Consider the following 19,269-nt stretch of genomic DNA (forward strand, 5'->3'; position numbering starts at 1 on the left):
ATTTTCGGGAAAGCCTTTTGCGGGATTACCGTGAAGTGGCTTTTGCCGTGCGCCCTCACCGTGGCGGTCGTCGCGGCCGCCTCGCCGGTCGTCTGGGCCGGTCCGGACAAGGGGCGGGCCGTCTATGGCTACGAGGACGACTGCGGCATGCTGCATACGAGCCCGGTCAAGCGCAATGCGCATTACAAGCTGCTTTATACGGGCAAGGCCGACCACGAGACCTTGATGCGGGCGCTGCAGGATAAAGACGCCATCGGCGGGCCCGCGCCGCCACGGCTTGCCGCCGGGCTGCCGGTGGACCTCGGTCCGCTGTCCGAACGCGGCGAGCGCATCATGCACCTGGCCCAGCCGTATCTCGGCGCGCCGTACCGGCTTGGCGGCGACACCCCGGCCGGCATCGACTGTTCGGGGCTGACCAAGGCCGTTTTCGCCGGTTTCGGCTGCGATCTGCCGCGCCAGAGCCGGTTGCAGGCCGAGCGCGGCACCCCCGTCGCCCCAACCGAGCTTGAGGCCGGGGACCTGCTTTTTTTCGCCCCGGACAGAAGCATAAGCCACGTGGGCATCTATCTCGGCGGCGGGCGCATGCTGCACTCGAGTCCCCGCCGGGGCGGCGTCGGGGTGGACCGGCTGGCCGGAACCGACTATGAGCGCTGGTTCGTGGGGGCAAGGCGTCTGGCCCGGGTCGAAATGGCCGAGGCCAAAGGGCCGGCCAGATAATGCGGCGTGTCGCCGCGCGAAAAAGCGGCTGACGGGGGTTTTCATGGAAAAAAGCGTTCCCCGCATCGATGCCGAGGCCTGCCTGGGCTGCGGTGTCTGCGCCCGGCTGTGCCCGTCCGGCGTCCTGGGCTTCGACGGAGAAAAAGCCTCTGTCGTTGCCGACGGCTGCATCGGCTGCGGGCATTGCGCGGCCGTGTGTCCGGCCGAGGCCGTGACCGTTTCCGCCGGGGAAAACTGGACGGCGGCCTTCGCCACCATCGAAGCTCCCGGCAAGGTGATCGCGCCCGGGGATTTCTCCCCGGCCGAGCTGGTGGATCTGTTGCGATCCAGGCGTTCCTGCCGCCGCTACAAGCCCGATCCCGTCCCCGGGCCCATGCTCGAGGACCTCGTGCGCGCGGCCGTGACCGCCCCGTCGGGCACCAACTCCCAGGCCTGGACCTTTACGGTGCTGACTTCGCGGGCGGCTGTACTGCGCCTGGCCGAGGCCGTGGCCGGTTTTTTCCGGCGCATAAACAGGCTTGCCGCGAACCCGATCGTGCGCAAAGGTTATGCGCTGTTTGGCCGGCCGGAGCTTGAAAACTACTTTCGGGAGCATTATTCTTCTGTAGCCGCCGCGTTGGCCAAGTGGGACCGGGACCAGACGGATCTGCTCTTTCACGGGGCCACGGCGGCCATCGTCATCGGTTCGGCGCCGGGGGCGAGTTGTCCGGCCGAGGATGCGTTGCTGGCCGCCCAGAACATGCTGCTTGCCGGGCATGCCATGGGCCTTGGCTCCTGCCTGATCGGCTATGCCGTCGAGGCCATCCGCCACGACAAGCGGGTCCGGGCGGCGGCGGGGTTGCCGGCCCGGGAAGCCGTGCATGCCGTGGTGGCGCTCGGGTGGCCGGATGTAGCATTTTTGCGGCACACGTTTCGGCGTCGGCCGGTCGTGCGCTACCACACCGCCTGAGAGGTCGGCGGGGCAGTCCATTCCGAGACGTCCGGGGGGCGTGTCCGGCGGGGGCCGGGGATGCCGACGTCTTCGGGGAGGGGAAGCGATGCGGGGCAGGTTCTCTTTCGTCCTGGCCTTGGTGTTGGGACTGGCGATGGCTTCGCCGCGATTTGTCGCGGCCGAGGAAGGAAAAATTTTCAAGCAGGTCGCGTCGTTGCCGGGAAACATGCCTGCCGCGACCGAGGCCACGCCCGAGGCGGCGGTGCCTCCGGGCGCATCCGGACCGGCCTATGCGCCGGTGGCCGACGGCGGCGGGCTGGACCTTTTCATCAGCAACCTGGGGAAACCGGCGGGAAGCCGGCCAGGCCTGGCGTCCGATGCGCGCATGGCGGATTTTGCCGCCAGCAGTAACCGGTACTCCATCGAGGTGCGTCTATCCCAGCGAAGGTTGTACCTGTATGAAAACCTGCCCGACGGTTCCCGGCGGCTGGACCGGGTCTATACCGTCGCCGTGCCGGGCCGGGACATGGAAGCGCCGCAGGGCTGGGGAGTGGTGACCGGGATCAGCTTCGAGCCCTGGTGGCGGCCGACGCTGGCCATGAAGGAACGGGCCCGCAAAAAGGGCAAGACGCTGCCCACGGTGGTGCCGCCCGGGGTCAGGGAAAACCCCATGGGGACCTTCAAGGTTTTTTTGTCCCACGGCATGGGATTTCGCATTCACGGCAACAACAATCCCGGCTCCATCGGCCGCCCCGTCACCAGCGGCTGCATCCGCATGCGTAACGACGAGGGCAAGGAAATGGCCAAGCTCCTCGACGTAGGCACGGAAGTGGTTTTTTTGCAGTAAAAAGGCCCGGCTGCCTGCCATACACGGGGCATTCCCGGGGGCGCGGGGGAGGAGACGCATGAAAGCGATGTATCCTTGCGGCGCGTCGCTGCCCGAGGATGCCCTGTCCGCCTTCGATCCCGAACGGGCGAGGCGTCACATGGGCGTCGACCGGGCCGGCTTTGGCCGCGTGTTCGAACACATCTGGCGCGAGGTTTCCGAGCGCCGCACCCTGATCGATGTTGCCTGGCAGGCCGGGGATTTCAAGCAAATCGGGCTGCATGCCCATACCATCAAAAGCGCTGCCGCCACCATTGGCGCCGAGGGCTTGAGCCGCGCCGCCGCTACGGTGGAATACGCGGCCGAGGCCCGCGATCAGCAGGCCCTCGACGCTGCCATGGATGCGTTGCGCACGGCCCGGGAAACGCTTTGCCGTCTGGTCGGCATGGAACCGCGTTAACAAAACCGGTCCGCAATATTACGAAAGGAGTCGCCCATGCGGCGTTTGTTGTTGGCTGCGGCCGCACTGGCCCTTTGTCTGTCCGGGTGCGCCACGGACAAGTCGTTTGAAAAGGAAATCCTGGGGCATCCGGCACCCCCGTCACCGAACGATACGGGGTGGTCCCGTGGGCCGGGAACACCGCCGCCTCCGCCCCCACCTCCGCCGCCGAGCGCCGCGCCCGCACTGCGGCCGATTGCGCCGCCGCCTGCCGAGGCGCCCGCCCCCCCGGGAAACGCGCCGGCTCCCGCCGTGCCCCATGGCCCGGCTGAGGAACCCGCCGCGCCCAAGCTTTTCACTCCGGCTCAGCCGGCTCCGGTCAGACCCGTCTCCACGCCGGCCCCGGCCACGCCCCCGGTCAAACCGGTCCCGGCGGCCCAAGGCACGTTCCATGGCGCGCTTTTCACCTTTCAGGTGGGGGCGTTCGCCCATGCCCAGACGGCCAACCAACTTATGGCCACGCTCCAGGGCCGGGGCTATGCCGTGCGCATCGACCAGGGAAAGCTCAACAAGAAGACATATTACAAGGTCTTCGCCACCAAGGAGGGGACCAGGGCGGCCCTGGAAGGGGAACTCTTTTCCCTGGGCGTGACCGAGCCGCGTCTGACTGCGGAGCGCCCCGCCGACGCCGCCCCGGCCGGGCAAAAGGCTCCCGCGACCCCCGGCCATGTCGCCGCGCCTCCGGCCGCCGTCCCGGCGGCGAAACCGGCGTCCGCCACAGCCGCGCAGCCTGCCCCAGTCGCCGCAAAACCGGCTCCCGCCGTCACGTCCAAGCCCCAGGTGCAGTACGCGCCCCCGGTGGTGGAGCCGGCTCCGCCGCTGCCCGACGGCTACGTGCCGCCGCCTCCCAAGAATAAGGAATAGAGGAGAATGAACATGCGAGAGGGGAAACCCTTTTGCAAAGGGTTCTCCCCTCTCGCGCTCTCCCCTTCCTAAACTTTATAATAGGGTGAATTTGTCCGTAATAGGCCAATTATCCTATTAAAAATCTTTGGGAAGGGGGCCCGGGGGGAGAACCTTTCTGCAAGAAAGGTTTCCCCCCGGTCTCCTTTTCCGGCCTATGCCGGACAAAATGGCGATGCCGGCAAGGACCCCGGCGCAACCGACGAGTTGGCGCACGCCGATCCCTTCGCCGCACAGCCAGGCGGCGAAAGCCAGGGCGGCCACGGGCATGACACCCGTGACCACGCCGGCCGTGGCCGCCTCCACCCGCACCACGCCGTAAAACCACAGCATGTATGCCGCCGCCGTCACGCCGAGGCCGTAGTAGGCCAGTTCGGCCACGGCCCAAGGCGTCATGGACCCGGCCGCAATCTCTCCCACCTGCCAGAGCCCCGGGATGAGAAACAGGAAAAAGCCCAGCAGCGACACCCACATGGCGGCGGCCAGGGGGGAAAGCGGTTCGTCGACGGCCCGGCGCAGCAGCAAAAAGGCGGCCTCGAAGACCACGGCCAGCCCCACGAGCCCGTTGCCGATAAGGGCCGAGGATGCCCCATGGGCGTTTGCCGGGGCGGCGTTTACGGCGGCCACGCCGGCGACCGTGAGCACGATGCCGGCCAGAGCGCGCCGGCCCGGCCGCTCGCGGAAGAGCAGCCAGCCCAGAAGCGCCACCATGGCCGGCGTCGTTGCCGCCACCACGCCGGCGTCGGCCGCTCCGGTCAGGCGCAACCCCTTAAGCAGGCAGACCGTAAAAAGAAACGATCCGCAAAGGGACTGGGCCGCCAGGATGGCCAGGGTCCGTGGGGCGATGCGTGGGAAACGGCCCTCCACGGCCATGGTCAGGGGAACGAGCACCAGGGACGCCAGGGCGAACCGGACCATGGAAGCGAAATGGATGGGCAGCGTGGCCGCCAGGATGCGGCCCACGGCGACGGACGAACCGACCAGGATCATGGCCGCGACCAGGGCGGTCACGGCGAGTGTGCGCGCGTGCATGAAAAAACCTCCCGCGTTGCTGCGGGAAGCAGGCTAACCCTCGGTGGAATCGCTGTTTTGAACAATCTTGCGGTAGGCCCCGGGCGTCATGCCGAAACGGGCCGCGAAAGCCCGGGTCAGGTGGCTCTGGTCGGCAAATCCGGCGGCGGCGGCGATGTCGGCCAGCCGGCCCGGGCCGGCCAGGGCGTCCTTGGCGGCGCGCAGCCGCCGGGCGAGCAGGTGGGCGTGGGGCGGCAGGCCTGTGGACCGGGCCACCACGCGGGCCAGGTGCCAGGGAGAAAGGCCGGTTGCGGCGGCCAGATCGGCCAAAGCGACGGGGTCGGCGAAGCGGTCGGCGATCACTTCCAGGGCCAGACGCACGGCACGCGGTTCGGGACCGGGCCCGGGTGCGGCCGTCCCTTCTGTGGCATGGCGGCGGACCCAGGAGGCGAGAAGCGACAAAAGGTGCGTTTGTTGGGCCAGGGTATCGGTTGCGGCGTCGAGGAGCAGCTTGTGGGTGGCGGCGACCAGGCCGGCCAGCTCCGGGTCTTCGATCACGCCCTGACGGAAATAGGGCGGCGGCGCGCCTTGGGCTTGGACCATGGCCAGGAGCCCGACAGGGATATAGAGCATGCGGTAGCGCCAGCCGCCGGGCAGGGCGGGTTCCCCGTCATGGGGCACGCCCGGCTGGACCAGATTGACGCTGCCGGCCGGGGCCACCAGCCGACTGCCCCGGTAGCGGAAGGCCAGCCCTCCGGCCTCGATCACGCCCAGGGCGTAGCCTTCGTGGGCGTGGCGGGAGAAGCGCTGGTCACGGTAGCTGGCCCAAAGCGCCAGCCCGCCCGTTCCCAGAGGGAGCGGGCGGGCTGTGACTTTCGATCGGGATGGCGTGTCGCATCGGCCGTTCATGGTGCCGCCGGACCGCGCCGCGTGCGGTCTACTTGCTGACGGCGTTGCGGCGGTACTGGATGTAGGCGTCCTTTATGGCGCTGTAGGGATCGACGGCCGGCCCCACCACGCTGTCGTAGGCCTCAAGCGTGCCGGGCATGTTGTTGAACACGTCACCGGCCTTGATGATGTAGGACCAGTACCAGGGGTTGTAATCGCCGTGGATGGACCAGGGGCCGAAGATCCAGGTGAGCGGATTGGCGGCGGCATCGCCGGCGAGGCCTATGCTGTCGCGCAGGCTCGACGGGCCAAGCAGCGGCCACACGATGTAAAAGCCGTCGCCCATGCCGTAATGGCCGAGGGTCTGGCCGAAATCCTCGTTGCCGGGCTGGAGGTTCGGATCGGCCTTGGCCACGTCCATCAGGCCGCCGATGCCGAGGGTGGAGTTGATCATGAACCGGCCGAATTCCCGGGACGCCTGGGTGAAGTTGAGCTGCAACAGGGCGTTTACAAATCGGAGGGGGAAGATGAAGTTCTGGTAGGCATTGGTCAGCCCCTGGCGCAGGGGCTTGGGCACGACGTAGGCGTAGCCCCTGGCGAACGGGCGCATCAGGCCGCTGTAAAAGAGGTTGTTGAAGCCGAACCAGAACTTGTTCCAGCGGTAGAGCGGGTCGGCGACGGGGGCCGGAGCGGCATCGTAATCGTCGTCGGCCGGGGGCGTCGCTTTCGACGTGGATTGGGCCGGTTGGACCGTCGCGTCCGCCGTGGCGGATGGAATAAACGGCTTGGCGACCTTGGACACCGCGGGCGTGGCGTCTTTGGCCGGGGCCCCTGTGCGGGGACCGGCGAAGCAATCGACTCCCGCCAAAAGCATGGCGGCAAGCAGGGGAAATATGACGAGACGTCGCGGCATGGCGTTCATGGAACCTCTCCGGGAATGGTCTTGGCGGCCGTGCTGCCGACCGATCGTATTCCCTGTGCTGTCTTCCTGGACGTACTGGTTTCCCGGCGTCAGGACATCTTCGCCGATATTTTCGCGATCAGCACGTCCGGAGTCTCGTTGGCGAGTATCTGGCCGAACTGTGTGCGATAGTTCTGCACGAGGCTGACTCCCTCGATGATCACATCGTAGACCTTCCAACCGCTATGGTCGATGAGCCTATAGGTGATGGGGATTTCCTTGCCCTTGCCGACCACCTTGGTGGCGATCTCGGCTTTGCCCGGCCCCAGCTCCTGCTCTTTGAGATACTGCACCTTTTCATCGGTGTAGCTCTCGATTTTGTCAAGGTAGGTGTGTTGCAGCAGATTGCCGAACGCGGTCACGAACCGGCCTTGTTGCTCGGGCGTGAACTTGTTCCACTGGGCGCCGAGCGCCCGGCGGGACAGCTCCTTCATGTCGAAGATGCCGTCGATGGTGGTGATGAGCTTGGCCCGCATGGCCGGCTTGGTCTGGGGATTCTTGTAAGCCGGATCGACCAGCAGGTCGATGATGCGGTCCACGGAGGCGGAAAGCGTTTCCGAAGCCGAAGCTGCCGCCGCCGGGACGATGGTTGCGGCCACGAGCAGCAGGGCTAGAAAAAAACGAAGCAGGATGCGATGCATACGGCCAGTCCACTCTTTTTTTGGGCTAGAGGGTTGGGACAGTCGGCAGGGCCGGCTATTTCACGCCCCCGAACACGTATTTGCCGATGAGGTCGCCGAGATCGATCGAGGGCTCGGTTTCGACGATAAGGCCCCCGGGCTTCAGGATATCGTCCGAACCGCCCGGCGAGACCTTGACGAACTTGTCGCCGATAAGCCCGCTGGTCTTGATGGAGGCGATGGTATCGTCGGTTAAGCGAACGCCTTTCTGGATATCCAGGCTGACCATGGCCATGTTGTCCTTGGGGTCGAGCCTGATGCCGGTCACCCGGCCGATGCGGACCCCGGCCATTTCCACGTAGGCGCCGTTTTTAAGCCCGGTCACGTCCTTGAACCGGGCCGTCACCGTATAGCTGTCGCCGCTGATGACTTCGAGCTTGCCGAGCTTGATGGTCAGGTAGGCCACGCACAAAAGCCCGGCCAGAACGAAAACCCCGACCGTGGTTTCCATCGTGTATTTTTTCATGCCAGTGGCCTTTTACGGCGAACCCGTCGAAGATGCAACACGCTTGGCTCCGCGTCCTTCACAGTAAAAACGATGTCAGCACGTAGTCCGCCACCAAAACGGTAACGCAGGACACGACCACGGCCGATGTCGTGGCGAGGCTGACCCCCTTGGCGCCGAAGCCCTCCCGCCGGGTGTGGGTGAAGTAGCCTTCGTAGCAGCAGACGGCCGCCACGAGCAAGGCGAAGACAAGGGATTTCTCGAAGCCGCCGGTCACGTCGGCAAGCTCCACCGCCGCGTCGATGCGGTCGAAATAGACGCCGGGATTGATGCCCAGAAGCACCACACCCGTCAGGTAGCCTCCACCGATGCCGACCACGTCGAATATGGCCGTCAAAAGCGGAAAGCAGATCAGCGATGCGGCAAGCCTCGGGGCGATGAGAAACCGCATGGGGTTGATCCCCATGGTGCTCAGCGCGTCGATCTGCTCGGAAATGCGCATGATGCCGATTTCGGCCGCCATGGACGATCCGGCCCGGCCCGTGAGCATGATGGCCGTCAACACCGGCCCCAGTTCCCGGATGATGGACAGGGCCACGGCCGCGCCGAGAAGCCCCTCCGAGCCGAACTTGACCAGGGTGTAATAGCCTTGCAGCCCCAGCACCATGCCCGTGAAAAGCCCGATGAGCACGATGACGAAGATCGATTTGACCCCGATGAAATAGACCTGCTGCACGATCTTCGTCACCGAGGGCGCCGGCACGAAGATGCGCCACAATCCCTGGCACAGGAAAATGAAAAAACCGCCCAGTTCGGACAGGATGGAAAGCACCGTCCGGCCAAGCCAGGTGATGGGGGAAAAAAGTATGATCAGCGCATCGGTCATGGTTTCCTGGCCTGGCCCTTGACGTTCACGGGCCGACCGCGTGTGTCGGTTACACTTCTTTAACTCGAATGGGAAGCGATCAGGCGGGCTTGACGGGGTTGACCATATGTTTTAACCAAATAGTTAAATAAAGAGGTTGAACAAAATGGTCAATACTGAAGAAACCGCGCCGGTCCTGGACCGCATCCTGGAGGCGGCAGCCGAGGAGTTCGGCCGTGTCGGCTTTTCCGGGGCCAAGGTGGACGCCATCGCCCGGCTGGCCGGGGTCAACAAGGCGGCGCTGTATTACCACGTCGGCACCAAGGAAAAGCTCTACGAGGCCGTGTTGCTGCATCTCTTCGGCCAGGTGGCCGGGACCCTGGAGCAGGCGGCCAAGGCCGGGCCGGACCCGGTGGCCGCGCTTTCCGCCCTGGCCGGGGCCCTGGCCGGGCTTTTCGCCCGCCTGCCCATGCTGCCGCGTATCATGGCCATGGAAATGGCTTCGGGCGCGCGCAATATGCCTCAGGCGGCCCTGGCCGAATTCCGCCGCATCTTCGGCGCGACCCGCGATATCCTGCGCCGGGGCCAGGCGGCCGGCGTCATGCGTCCGGCCAATCCCGCCTTTGTCCACCTGGCCCTGGTCGGCACGCTGGTGGTCTACAGCCTGTCCGAACCGTTACGCCTGCGCTTTGCGGAAGCGGCCCGGGATTTGGACGCGCGCATCGATGCGCCGCTGGCCGAGGCGGCCGCGTTTTTGGGCGATCTGATCGGCAGGGGGCTGCGGCCGGACGGCGCGGAATGCAACCCGCCCGGAGTCGCGGTCAGGGAGGAAGGCGATGCGCATGGTTAGGACGTGGCATATGATGCGTGCGGACGCCGCACGTCTCCCTTCCTTTTCCCATGGGAAACGTCTTTGGAAAGGGGGCCGGGGGGGAGAGCCTTTCTTCAGGAAGCTCTTTCCCCAGGCGGCGCTGGTGGCCGCCATGCTTTTTCTCCTGGCCGGGTGCGAGGCCAAAAAAACCGCCGTCTGGCAGGGCTATGTCGAAGGCGAGTTCGTGTACGTGGCCGGCAAGATCGCCGGCCGGCTGGACGATTTGCGCGTGGCCCGGGGCCAGACCGTTACGCCCGGACAGTCGCTCTACGTGCTGGAGCACTCCTATGAGACCGAGGGGCTGGCCCTGGCCCGGGCACAGTTGCGCCAGGCCGAGGATACGCTGCACGACAAGGAAAAGGGGCTGCGTCCGGAGGAGATCGACCAGATCGTGGCCGACCTGCGCCGGGCCGAGGCCGCCCGGACCTTGTCGAGCCTGGAATTCAATCGCCGGGTCAAGCTCTACGCCGACGCCACCATCGCCAAGGAGGAGCTCGACAACGCCCGGGCCTCCCACGACCGCGACAAGCAGCAGGTCAAAGCCCTGGAGGCCCAGCTGGCCACGGGCAAGCTTCCCAGCCGCGTCGACCAGGTCCGGGCCGCCCAGGCCGCCGCGGACGCGGCCAAGGCCTCCGTGGAACAGGCCCAGTGGAACCTGGACCAGATGACCCAGCAGGCCGGCGTGGCCGGGCTTGTCTACGACGTGCTGCATTACCCGGGCGAATGGGTGGCGGCCGGCAGCCCGGTTGTGGTCCTTTTGCCGCCGGGAAACGTCAAGGTGCGCTTTTTCGTGCCCGAGGCCGTGGCCGGCGCGTTGGCCGTCGGCCAAAAGATCCGTGTTTCCTGGGACGGCGGCAAGGCGCCCGTTACCGCCGCCATTTCCTATATCGCCCCGAGCGTGGAATATACGCCGCCGGTCATCTACAGCCAGGACTTTCGGGAAAAGCTCGTCATCATGATCGAGGCGCGTTTCGCCCCGGACGTGGCCGCGCGCATGCACCCCGGCCAGCCCATGGACGTGTCCCTGGAGCCGGCCGCGCCGGCCGAAAAGGCCGGGGGCGGCGCATGAACGCCTCGTCGCCACCGGTCATCGACGTGACCGGGCTGACCAAGATCTTCGGCCACAAGACCGTGGTCGACCATATCGACATGCGGGTGTCGCGCGGCGAGATCTACGGCTTTCTCGGACCCAACGGCTCGGGCAAGACCACCTTTATCCGCATGCTCTGCGGGCTGTTGCGCCCGGACGACGGCAGCGGCACCTGTCTCGGGTTCGATGTCCGGGAACAGGCCGAACTCATTAAACCCCACGTGGGCTACATGTCCCAGCGGTTTTCCCTCTACGAGGACATGACCGTGCGGGAAAACCTGGAATTTATCGCCCGCATGTACGGGGTGGCCAATCGCCGGCAGGCCGTCGATGCCACCATTGGCCGCATGAACCTCGGCCGCTTCGCCAACCAGCTCGCCGGCACGCTTTCCGGCGGCTGGAAACAGCGCCTGGCCCTGTCCGGCTGCATGATCCACGAACCGAAGCTGCTGCTGCTCGACGAACCCACGGCCGGCGTGGACCCCATGGCCCGGCGCGACTTCTGGGACGAGGTGCACAAGCTGGCCGGCGAAGGCATCACGGCGCTTATTTCCACCCATTATATGGATGAGGCCGAGCGCTGCCACCGGCTGGCCTACATCGCCTACGGCCATCTGCTCGCCACCGGGACCGTGGCCGCCATCGTGGCGTCCGAGGGGCTTACCACCTACGAGATTGCCGGGCCGGAACTCTACGGCCTCATCGACAAGCTGCGGGAGCTTCCCGGCGTGGAGCAGGTGGTGGCCTTCGGGGTGACGCTCCACGTCAGCGGCCGGGACGGCCCGGCCCTGGAAAAAAGCCTCGCTCCCTACGCCAACCCGCCCCTTACCCTGCAAAAGATTCCCCCCAACCTCGAAGAGGTCTTCATCAGCCTCATGCGCAAGGCGGTATCGTGATGGCGCGCTTGTTCAGCTTTTCCCCCAAGCGGTTCGCGGCCATGGTGGCCAAGGAATTCACCCAGATGCGTCGCGACCGCGTCACCTTCGGCATGATGGTCGGCATCCCGCTGCTCCAGCTCATCCTCTTCGGCTACGCCATCAACTCCGACCCGAAATACCTGCCCACGGCCATCCTGGACAATGACCGGTCCGCCTTTTCCCGCGACATGGCCGCAGCCATGAAAAACAGCCTCTACTTCAAGTTCACCAAGGAACTCATGACAGAGGCCGAGGCCGACGAGCTGCTGCGCCTGGGCCGCATCCAGTTCGTGCTGACCATTCCCCAGAACTTCGGCCGCGACCTCGTGCGCGGCGACCGGCCGGTGGTGCTCCTCGAAGCCGACGCCACCGACCCCTCGGCCACCTCCAATGCCGTCGCCGCCGTGCGCCAGGCCGCATCAGAGGCCTTCAACCGCGACCTCACCGGGCCGCTGCTGCCGCTTCGCACCGGCGATGGCCTCGTCGACCTGCGGATGCACGCCCGCTACAACCCCGAAGCCATCACCCAGTTCAATATCGTGCCCGGACTCATGGGCGTGGTCCTCACCATGACGCTGGTCATCATCACCTCGCTTGCCATCACCCGCGAACGCGAGCGCGGCACCATGGAAAACCTGCTCATCACCCCCGTGCGGCCCGTGGAGGTGCTGCTCGGCAAAATCCTGCCTTACATCGTTGTCGGCTATCTTCAGATGATACTCATCATCATCGCCGCCAAACTCCTCTTCCACGTCCCCTTCGTCGGCAGCCTGCCGCTGCTCTTCCTCGTCTCCTTTCCCTTCATCGCCGCCAACCTCGGCGTCGGCATCACCTTTTCCACCATTGCCCAAAACCAGCTCCAGGCCGTGCAGATGTCCTTTTTCTTCTTTCTGCCCTCCATCCTGCTCTCGGGCTTCATGTTTCCCTTTCAGGGCATGCCCCAATGGGCCCAGTGGATCGGCTCGGTCCTGCCGCTGACCCATTTTCTGCGCGTCGTGCGCGGCATCGTGCTCAAGGGCAACACCTGGATCGAAATCGCGCCCCATATGTGGCCTATCGGCCTGTTTCTGCTCGTCTCCCTCGGCATCGGCGTCGTGCGTTACCGGCAGACGCTGGATTAGGCGGGCAGGGGAAGCAGGGCGGGCAGGGGAGGCTCTGCCTCCCCTGCACCCCTCCGCCGGGGGACTTGATGTCCCCCGGACCCCCTTTTACCGGGTTGGGCTGATGGATGGAGGGGGAGGGGGGCGGTGTTGGTTGGGTTGATCTTGTTGCCGCAATCGGCCCGGCGGCACGAGGGGCTTTCGCCCCTCGACGCCGGACGCGATTGCGGCAACAATCGCGCCAGCGGCGAAGCGCCGCATTTAAGAAAAGATGTTCTCCGAATGTCGCCCCCTTGGGGCGACCGGCGTGGTGGAGGCGGAATTTGCTTGGGACGAGCCTGCCGCGAAGCGGCGGCAGCGTCCCGACAAGTTCCGCCTCCATCTTCCCCCAACCGCCTGACCGTTTCTCCGCCAAAGTCCCGCCCAGCCAAAGCCGGAAGGGGGGCCCGGGGGGCCCGTGGCCTCCCGGCGGGGTCCGGGGCAGAGCCCCGGTTGAGAAGTCGAAATGGACGCGATATAATAGTTTCTGGAGGAAACTATTATGACAAATTTGCAATCCAATGCGGATCGATTCGAGGGGCTGGCGACGGTGTACGAGGCAAGTCGTCCCGCGCCGCCGGTGGTCCTGGCGCGATTGCTGTGCCGGTATGCGGGGGTGGAGCGGCCGGAGTTGGTGGTGGATCTTGGCAGCGGCACCGGGCTGGCGACGCGGATGTGGATCGGGCTGGCCGGGCGTGTGATGGGCATCGAGCCGGGGGACGATATGCGGCAGCGGGCGGAGGAGGTTACGGCCAGGGTTCCGGGCGGGGAGATCGTTTCGTTTCGCAAGGGGTATGGTGATGACACGGGGCTTATGTCCGGATGCGCGGATATCGTGACGTGCAGCCAGAGTCTGCATTGGATGGACCCGCATCCGACCTTTGCCGAGGCGGCCCGGATATTGCGGCCGGGCGGGGTGTTCGCGGCCATTGACGCGGACATGACGCCGTCCTTCGGAGGCCCGGCCGAGGCGGCGTTTCTGTCGCTGCGGCGTCGGCATCGGGCCCTGGAGGACAAGCTGCAACTGACGCCGGTCAAGCGCTGGGACAAGGCGGGGCATCTGGGGCGCATGGCCGCGTCGGGCCAGTTTCGCTACACGCGGGAGGTCTTGGCGCATCATGTGGAGCCGGGCAGCGGGGCGCGGCTGGTGGAGTTGGCCTTGTCCATGGGCGGCGTGGCGACGCTTTTGGCCCATGGGGCGGAGGAGTCCGCGTTCGGGCTGGACGTGTTGCGCCGGGAAGCGGCGGCGCTTGGCGAGGTGCCGTTTCATTGGGGCTATACCATGCGCATCGGCGTGAAGTGAGGGCTGCGGATGGCTGATGGGTGGTGGGTGCTGGCGCTCGGCGGGGCGTACGATCCCGACGATTTTGGGGCGCGCGAGGTGGCCCGGGTGCGGCTGCGTCAGGAGCTGTTGCTGCTGGCCATCGTGCCGGACGAATACGTCTGGGTCTGGGACGAAACCAACCGGGCCCAACTGGTGGTGCGGGCTTTTGCCGCTGCGGCTTCGGCCGAGGCGTACGCCGCCTATCTTTCCGGCCGGGGCGTGGAGGTGCGGGTGCGCCGGGCCTTTGGCGAGGACGTGTAGGGAACGTGTTCGTATCGTGTTCGTTACGGGCGTGGGTTTGTGCGCGGTCTGTTCCTTCCGTGTTCCTTTTCTGGTCGGATTGTCGCTTTCGTGTTCCTTTTGGGGCTGCACTTGTTCCCTGCGTGTTCCTTTTCTGTGCGTAAGTTGAGTAGCATATCGAAATAATACAGTAAAATAATTTTTAACGCGGGCTGGAAAGCCTTTTGCTTCCTGCCCGCCCTCCGGCATATCCTGCCGGCCATGGGCATTCCGTTCGATCCCCTTGTCGCGGACTGGTTCAGGGCGCATGTCGGCGCGCCCACGGACATCCAGGAACGCGCCTGGCCGCGCATCGCCGCCGGCGAACATGTGCTGGCCGTGGCCCCGACCGGTTCGGGCAAGACCCTGACCGCCTTTTTGTGCGCCCTGGACAAGCTGGCCACGGGCATCTGGCCGTCCGGCCGGGTCTCGGTGGTCTACGTTTCGCCGCTCAAGGCCCTTGGCACGGATGTGCGGGCCAATCTGCTCGTGCCCCTGGCCGGGCTGCGCCGGGCCTTCGTGGCCGCCGGCCGGACCATGCCCCCCATCCGGGCCGAGGTCCGCACCGGCGACACCGCGCCCGAGGCCAGACGCCGCATGCTGCGCCAGCCGCCGGAGATCCTCATCACCACGCCGGAATCCTTGAACCTGCTGCTCAGTTCCCGGGGCGGCCGGGGCATGCTCGGCGACGTGCGGCTGGTCATTCTCGACGAGATCCATGCCGTGGCCGGCAGCAAGCGCGGCGTGTTCCTGCTGGCCGCCGTGGAGCGGCTGGCGCTGCTTGCCGGCGAGTTTCAGCGCGTGGCCCTTTCGGCCACGGTCTCGCCCCTGGAGACGGTGGCGGCCATGGTCGGGGGATTTGCCCCTGCGCCCGATCCGGCCGATCTGCCCGATCTGCCCGATATGGCCGCCCCCGACGACCCGCAGCTTGTCCCGCGTCCGGTTTCCATCGTGACCAGTCGGGCCGAGAAACGGATGTCGCTTCGCGTGCGCCGCATCCCCTGGCCGGCCGGCGAGACGCAAGGCGGTTACGTCAAGGCCCTGGCCGGCGACATTCGCGCGCGCATCCTTTCCGCCGGCACGACGCTGGTTTTCGTCAACAACCGAAGATTGTGCGAAAAGCTGGCCCGGCTCATAAACGCCGAAGCCGACGAGCCGCTGGCTTACGCCCATCACGGGTCCCTTTCCCGGGAACTGCGCCAGGCCGTGGAAACGCGGCTCAAGGCCGGCGAGCTGCGGGCCGTGGTGGCCACCAATTCCCTGGAGCTCGGCATCGACATCGGGGCCGTGGACGCGGTGCTGCTGGTCGAGTGCCCGCCCACGGTGAGTTCCGCAGTGCAGCGCATCGGCCGCTCGGGCCACCGCGTGGGCGAGGTGAGCAAGGCCGTTTTCCTGCCGACCGGCGGCAAGGACCTGCTCGAGGCGGCGGTCATGGCCCGGGTGGCCAATGCCCGCGACATCGAGCCCCTGCGTCCGGTCCTGGCCCCCCTCGATGTGTTGGCCCAGACCCTTGTGGCCATGTGCGGCGTGGAAACCTGGGAGGTTGCCGCGCTTTATCAGGCCGTGCGCCGCGTATGGGCCTACCGCGACCTGTCCCGCACGGCCTTCGATCTGACGCTCGGCATGCTGGCCGGGCGCTATGCCGCCACGCGCATCCGCGAGCTGGCCCCGCTTGTGGCCGTGGATGGCCTGGACGGTACGGTCTCCGCCCGCAAGGGGGCGCTGTTGCGGCTCTATGCCTCGGGCGGGGTCATCGCCGACCGGGGCTATTATGCCCTGCGCCGCCAGGAGAGCGGGGCCAGGCTTGGCGAACTGGACGAGGTGTTCGTCTGGGAGGCGCGACTTGGCCAGATTTTCGCCTTTGGCGCGCAGAACTGGCGCATCGAGCGCATCACCGACGCCGACGTCTTTGTGTCGCCGGCGCCGACCGGGACCGTGCCGGCCCCGTTTTGGATTGGCGACGGCCGTTCGCGCGACCGCCATTTCTCGAAGCTCTTGGCCGATTTTCTGGAGGAGGCCGACACCCGGCTCGGCGATCCCGATTTCCGCCGGGAGCTTGCAACCGAGTATGCCATGGAGCCCCAGGCGGCCGGGGAACTCGTCGATTACCTGCGCGGCCAGAAAGAGGCCACCGGCGTCGGTCTGCCCCATGCCCGGCATCTGGTGGTCGAGGTCACGGCCACCGGTCCCGGCGGCGCGCCCGGCAGCCAGGTGATCCTGCATGCGCCCCTCGGGCTTGCCGTCACCGCGCCGCTGTCCCTTGTTCTGGAAACGGGGCTGGCCGAACGGCTGGGCGAGACGGCCCCGGTTTTTGCCGGCAACGACTGCGTGGCCGTGACCCTGCCCCGGGAGATCGATCCGCAGGCCGTGCTCGCCGCGCTGCCGGCCGGGGATGTCGCCCCCATGCTGCGTTCGCGCCTCGAAGGTTCGGGCGCGTTCGGTCTGGCTTTTCGGGAAGCGGCCGGCCGGGCGCTTCTTTTGCCCAAGGACGGCTTCGGCAAGCGCCAGCCCCTTTGGATCACGCGGCTTCGGGCCCGCAAGCTGCTCGCCGCTGTGGCCCAAAGCGGCGATTTCCCCATGGTGCTCGAAGCCTGGCGCACCTGTCTTGGCGAGATATTCGACATTGAGGGCTTGGCCGGCTTTCTGGCCGCCCTGCGGGCCGGGGACGTGGCCGTCAGCATCGTGCGCACCCGCGTCCAGAGCCCCTTTGCCGCCGACCTCGTCTGGCGCCACGTCACCGAATACATGTACCTGACCGACGCCGGCACCGCCGCCGGCCCGACCGGAGCCCGGCCCGACCTGGTGGCCGAGGTGGCCCGGGGGCCGGGCCGGCCGGCCGTGCCCGAAGCGGTGGTGACGGCTTTCGAGACCAAACGGCAGCGGCTTTTCCCGGGATACGCCCCGACCACGCCGGCCGAACTGCTCGAATGGCTCAAGGAGCGGGTGCTGGTGACGCCCGGACAGTGGCGGGAGATGCTCGACGCCAGCCACCGCGACGGTGGCGAGGAACCGGACACGCTGGAGGCGGCGCTCGCCCCGAAACTGGCTCGCATCGACGCGGCGGGGGATGCGGAACCGCGTCTGGCCGCCTTGGAACGGGCCGGGGAGATCGCCCTGGCGCTCTACGGCGACGCCGCCTTGGCCAGGCCGTTTTCGGAAAAGGGGAAGCTGCCGCGCCGGATCGCCCTTGCCGGGGAGGAGATCGCCGCCGTACGGGAAACGCTTTTCACGGAGTGGATGTCCTTTTACGGCCCCATGCCCCTTGCCCGCCTGGCGGAACTGCTTTCCCTCGGACCGGATATGGTGGCTGGGGTGGCCGAGGATTTGACCGCCGCCGGCAAGTGGGTGTCCGGGGAACTCGTTTCCGGCCGCCCGGAATCGCGCTGGTGCGACGCGGCCAATTTCGAGACCCTGCTGCGGCTGGCCCGGGCGGCCCGGCGTCCCCGGGTAGTGGCGCTTGCGGCCGACCGGCTGCCGTATTTCGCCGCCGTCTGGCAGGGCTTGGCCAAGCCGGCCCGGGATGCCGACGATCTGGCCGATCGCCTGGAACAGCTGGCCTGCCTGCCGCTCCCCGCCGCGCTGTGGGAAGCCGACGTGCTGCCGGCGCGAAGCATAAGCTACGATCCGGCCTGGCTCGATGCGGCCCTTGGCGCGACGGGCATGGGCTGGTATGGGGCCGGGGCCAAGCGGGTGCTTTTCGCCTTGCCGGACGACCTGGATCTGGCCGGATTCACGCCGCCCAAGGGGACGGAAAGGCTCTTTCCCGATCCCCGGGCCGGCTACGATTTTTCCGCCTTGCTGGAAATTACCGGCCTGCCGCCGTCGGAGCTGGCCAAGGCATTGTGGCAGGCGGCCTTTGACGGCCGGGCGTCCTGCGACTCCCTGGCCGTGCTGCGTCGGGGCGTGGCCACGGATTTCACCCCCGAGGCCGCGACCTACGAAGGGGCCATACGCGGCCGGCGCACCATCCGCCGCACCGCGCCGGCCCGGTTTGCCGCCTCGCTGCCCACTGCCGGCATGTGGCGGGCGTTGCGCGTTCCCGAACCGCCGGACGATCCGCTGGCCCGCGAGGAACTGGCCATGGACCGGGCCCGGCTTCTTTTGGCGCGCTACGGCGTGGTCTGCCGGGAGACCATCGCCAGGGAGGGCAAAGCCTTTGCCTGGCCGGGGGTATTTCGGGCGCTGCGGCGTATGGAGCTTTCCGGCGAGGTCGTTTCCGGAGAATTTTTCGCCGGCCTCTCCGGGCCGCAGTTCGCCGCCTCCCGGGCCGTGCGTCTTGTTGCCGCCGGACTCCCGGGAAGCGAGGAATGGTGGTGCTGCGGCCGCGATCCTGCCGCCTTGTGGGGGCTGCCGACGCCGCAAAGCGGGAAATTGCCCCTGCCGCGCCGGGCCGCCGGCGCGTATGTCGCCTTCATCGGCCCGGACCCCGTCCTGACCCTCGAAACCGGTCCCGGCAGGCTCACTATAAAACTTTCGCCCGAAGACGCCGCGCTCCCGGCAGCCCTCGCGCCCCTGACGCACCTTCTCTCGCGCCGCGTTGCCCCCGTGCCGCGTCTCACCCTGACGACCATCAACAAAACGCCCGCCGAAAAAAGTCCCTACGCCGCGCTGCTGCGACAGCTGTTCGAAGCCGTCCAGGAACGCAAGGGAGTTACACTATTTAGGAAGAGGTAAAAGGAAGAGGGGGCGAGAGGGGAAACCCTTTAAAAAGGGTTCTCCCCTCTCGCGCTCTCCCCTTCCTAAAGTTTATAACGATATTGACAGGATATTGCGCCCTATCCTTACCATTGGAAGTCTTCCTATGTGGCCCGAAGTCAAGCCGGCTGACGCAGTCTAACCGCCCGTTTCCTATTCGCGCCCGAAGCGCCAAGTACCGATTCGGTAGTTTTCGGATTCCCGCCATTTGAAAAACGCCGCCATGCG

At 66.7% G+C, this 19,269-nt stretch carries 18 protein-coding genes; 12 read left to right on the forward strand and 6 right to left on the reverse strand.

The features are described 5' to 3' along the window. Nucleotides 1-30: 30 nt before the first annotated feature. The 5 genes from ACMZ6R_RS02630 to ACMZ6R_RS02650 all read left to right on the forward strand — a co-directional run bounded on the left by ACMZ6R_RS02630 (nt 31) and on the right by ACMZ6R_RS02650 (nt 3,837). A complete protein-coding gene (locus ACMZ6R_RS02630) occupies nt 31-717 on the forward strand; it encodes a C40 family peptidase (protein ID WP_416109283.1) in 687 nt (228 codons plus the stop codon). 43 nt (nt 718-760) lie between these two features. Continuing rightward, nucleotides 761-1,666: a nitroreductase family protein gene (locus ACMZ6R_RS02635; protein ID WP_416109285.1), complete on the forward strand. Its 906-nt coding sequence runs from the start codon at nt 761-763 to the stop codon at nt 1,664-1,666. A gap of 88 nt (nt 1,667-1,754) precedes the next feature. Beyond that, a complete protein-coding gene (locus ACMZ6R_RS02640; RefSeq protein WP_416109287.1) occupies nt 1,755-2,495 on the forward strand; it encodes a L,D-transpeptidase in 741 nt (246 codons plus the stop codon). Nucleotides 2,496-2,553: 58 nt separating this feature from the next. After that, entirely contained in the window at nt 2,554-2,934 is a 381-nt protein-coding gene (locus ACMZ6R_RS02645; RefSeq protein WP_416109289.1) for an Hpt domain-containing protein, read from the forward strand. A 291-nt stretch (nt 2,935-3,225) separates the two neighbouring features. Continuing rightward, nucleotides 3,226-3,837, forward strand: a complete 612-nt coding sequence (locus tag ACMZ6R_RS02650) for an SPOR domain-containing protein (RefSeq protein ID WP_416109290.1) — start codon at nt 3,226-3,228, stop codon at nt 3,835-3,837. 117 nt (nt 3,838-3,954) lie between these two features. On the opposite strand, the gene ACMZ6R_RS02655 is transcribed toward ACMZ6R_RS02650, so the two are convergent. The 6 genes from ACMZ6R_RS02655 to ACMZ6R_RS02680 all read right to left on the reverse strand — a co-directional run bounded on the left by ACMZ6R_RS02655 (nt 3,955) and on the right by ACMZ6R_RS02680 (nt 8,747). Beyond that, nucleotides 3,955-4,908, reverse strand: a complete 954-nt coding sequence (locus tag ACMZ6R_RS02655) for a DMT family transporter (RefSeq protein ID WP_416109292.1) — start codon at nt 4,906-4,908, stop codon at nt 3,955-3,957. A gap of 33 nt (nt 4,909-4,941) precedes the next feature. Then, nucleotides 4,942-5,796 carry an AraC family transcriptional regulator gene (locus ACMZ6R_RS02660; RefSeq protein WP_416109293.1) on the reverse strand — a complete coding sequence of 285 codons (855 nt, stop codon included), beginning with the start codon at nt 5,794-5,796 and terminating at the stop codon, nt 4,942-4,944. Nucleotides 5,797-5,824: 28 nt separating this feature from the next. After that, nucleotides 5,825-6,697, reverse strand: a complete 873-nt coding sequence (locus ACMZ6R_RS02665) for a VacJ family lipoprotein (RefSeq protein ID WP_416109295.1) — start codon at nt 6,695-6,697, stop codon at nt 5,825-5,827. Nucleotides 6,698-6,786: 89 nt separating this feature from the next. Beyond that, nucleotides 6,787-7,377 (reverse strand): ABC transporter substrate-binding protein, encoded by a 591-nt coding sequence (locus tag ACMZ6R_RS02670; RefSeq protein WP_416109296.1) that lies wholly within the window; start codon nt 7,375-7,377, stop codon nt 6,787-6,789. 55 nt (nt 7,378-7,432) lie between these two features. Then, nucleotides 7,433-7,882 carry an outer membrane lipid asymmetry maintenance protein MlaD gene (gene mlaD / locus ACMZ6R_RS02675; protein WP_416109298.1) on the reverse strand — a complete coding sequence of 150 codons (450 nt, stop codon included), beginning with the start codon at nt 7,880-7,882 and terminating at the stop codon, nt 7,433-7,435. A 58-nt stretch (nt 7,883-7,940) separates the two neighbouring features. Then, nucleotides 7,941-8,747, reverse strand: coding sequence for an MlaE family ABC transporter permease (locus tag ACMZ6R_RS02680; RefSeq protein WP_416109300.1), 807 nt, complete (start codon nt 8,745-8,747; stop codon nt 7,941-7,943). A 145-nt stretch (nt 8,748-8,892) separates the two neighbouring features. Here ACMZ6R_RS02680 and ACMZ6R_RS02685 point away from each other — a divergent pair, with 145 nt between their 5' ends. The 7 genes from ACMZ6R_RS02685 (at nt 8,893) to ACMZ6R_RS02715 (ending at nt 19,020) form a co-directional block, all read left to right on the forward strand. Beyond that, complete coding sequence (locus ACMZ6R_RS02685) at nt 8,893-9,576, forward strand: TetR/AcrR family transcriptional regulator (protein ID WP_416109302.1); 684 nt, start codon at nt 8,893-8,895, stop codon at nt 9,574-9,576. A 133-nt stretch (nt 9,577-9,709) separates the two neighbouring features. After that, on the forward strand, nt 9,710-10,666 hold the full coding sequence (locus ACMZ6R_RS02690) for an HlyD family secretion protein (RefSeq protein ID WP_416109314.1): 957 nt from the start codon (nt 9,710-9,712) through the stop codon (nt 10,664-10,666). Continuing rightward, nucleotides 10,663-11,583, forward strand: coding sequence for an ABC transporter ATP-binding protein (locus ACMZ6R_RS02695; RefSeq protein ID WP_416109304.1), 921 nt, complete (start codon nt 10,663-10,665; stop codon nt 11,581-11,583). The genes ACMZ6R_RS02690 and ACMZ6R_RS02695 overlap by 4 nt, the downstream gene beginning before the upstream one ends. Further along, nucleotides 11,583-12,725, forward strand: a complete 1,143-nt coding sequence (locus tag ACMZ6R_RS02700) for an ABC transporter permease (protein ID WP_416109315.1) — start codon at nt 11,583-11,585, stop codon at nt 12,723-12,725. Before ACMZ6R_RS02695 ends, ACMZ6R_RS02700 begins: the two co-directional genes overlap by 1 nt. Nucleotides 12,726-13,245: 520 nt before the next feature. Beyond that, nucleotides 13,246-14,046, forward strand: a complete 801-nt coding sequence (locus tag ACMZ6R_RS02705; RefSeq protein ID WP_416109306.1) for a class I SAM-dependent methyltransferase — start codon at nt 13,246-13,248, stop codon at nt 14,044-14,046. Between the two features lie 9 nt (nt 14,047-14,055). Continuing rightward, nucleotides 14,056-14,328 (forward strand): hypothetical protein, encoded by a 273-nt coding sequence (locus tag ACMZ6R_RS02710; protein WP_416109308.1) that lies wholly within the window; start codon nt 14,056-14,058, stop codon nt 14,326-14,328. Nucleotides 14,329-14,568: 240 nt separating this feature from the next. Then, nucleotides 14,569-19,020 carry a DEAD/DEAH box helicase gene (locus tag ACMZ6R_RS02715; RefSeq protein WP_416109310.1) on the forward strand — a complete coding sequence of 1,484 codons (4,452 nt, stop codon included), beginning with the start codon at nt 14,569-14,571 and terminating at the stop codon, nt 19,018-19,020. The last annotated feature ends 249 nt before the right edge of the window (nt 19,021-19,269 follow it).

Source organism: Solidesulfovibrio sp. C21 (assembly GCF_047785625.1).
GTDB lineage: Bacteria > Desulfobacterota > Desulfovibrionia > Desulfovibrionales > Desulfovibrionaceae > Solidesulfovibrio.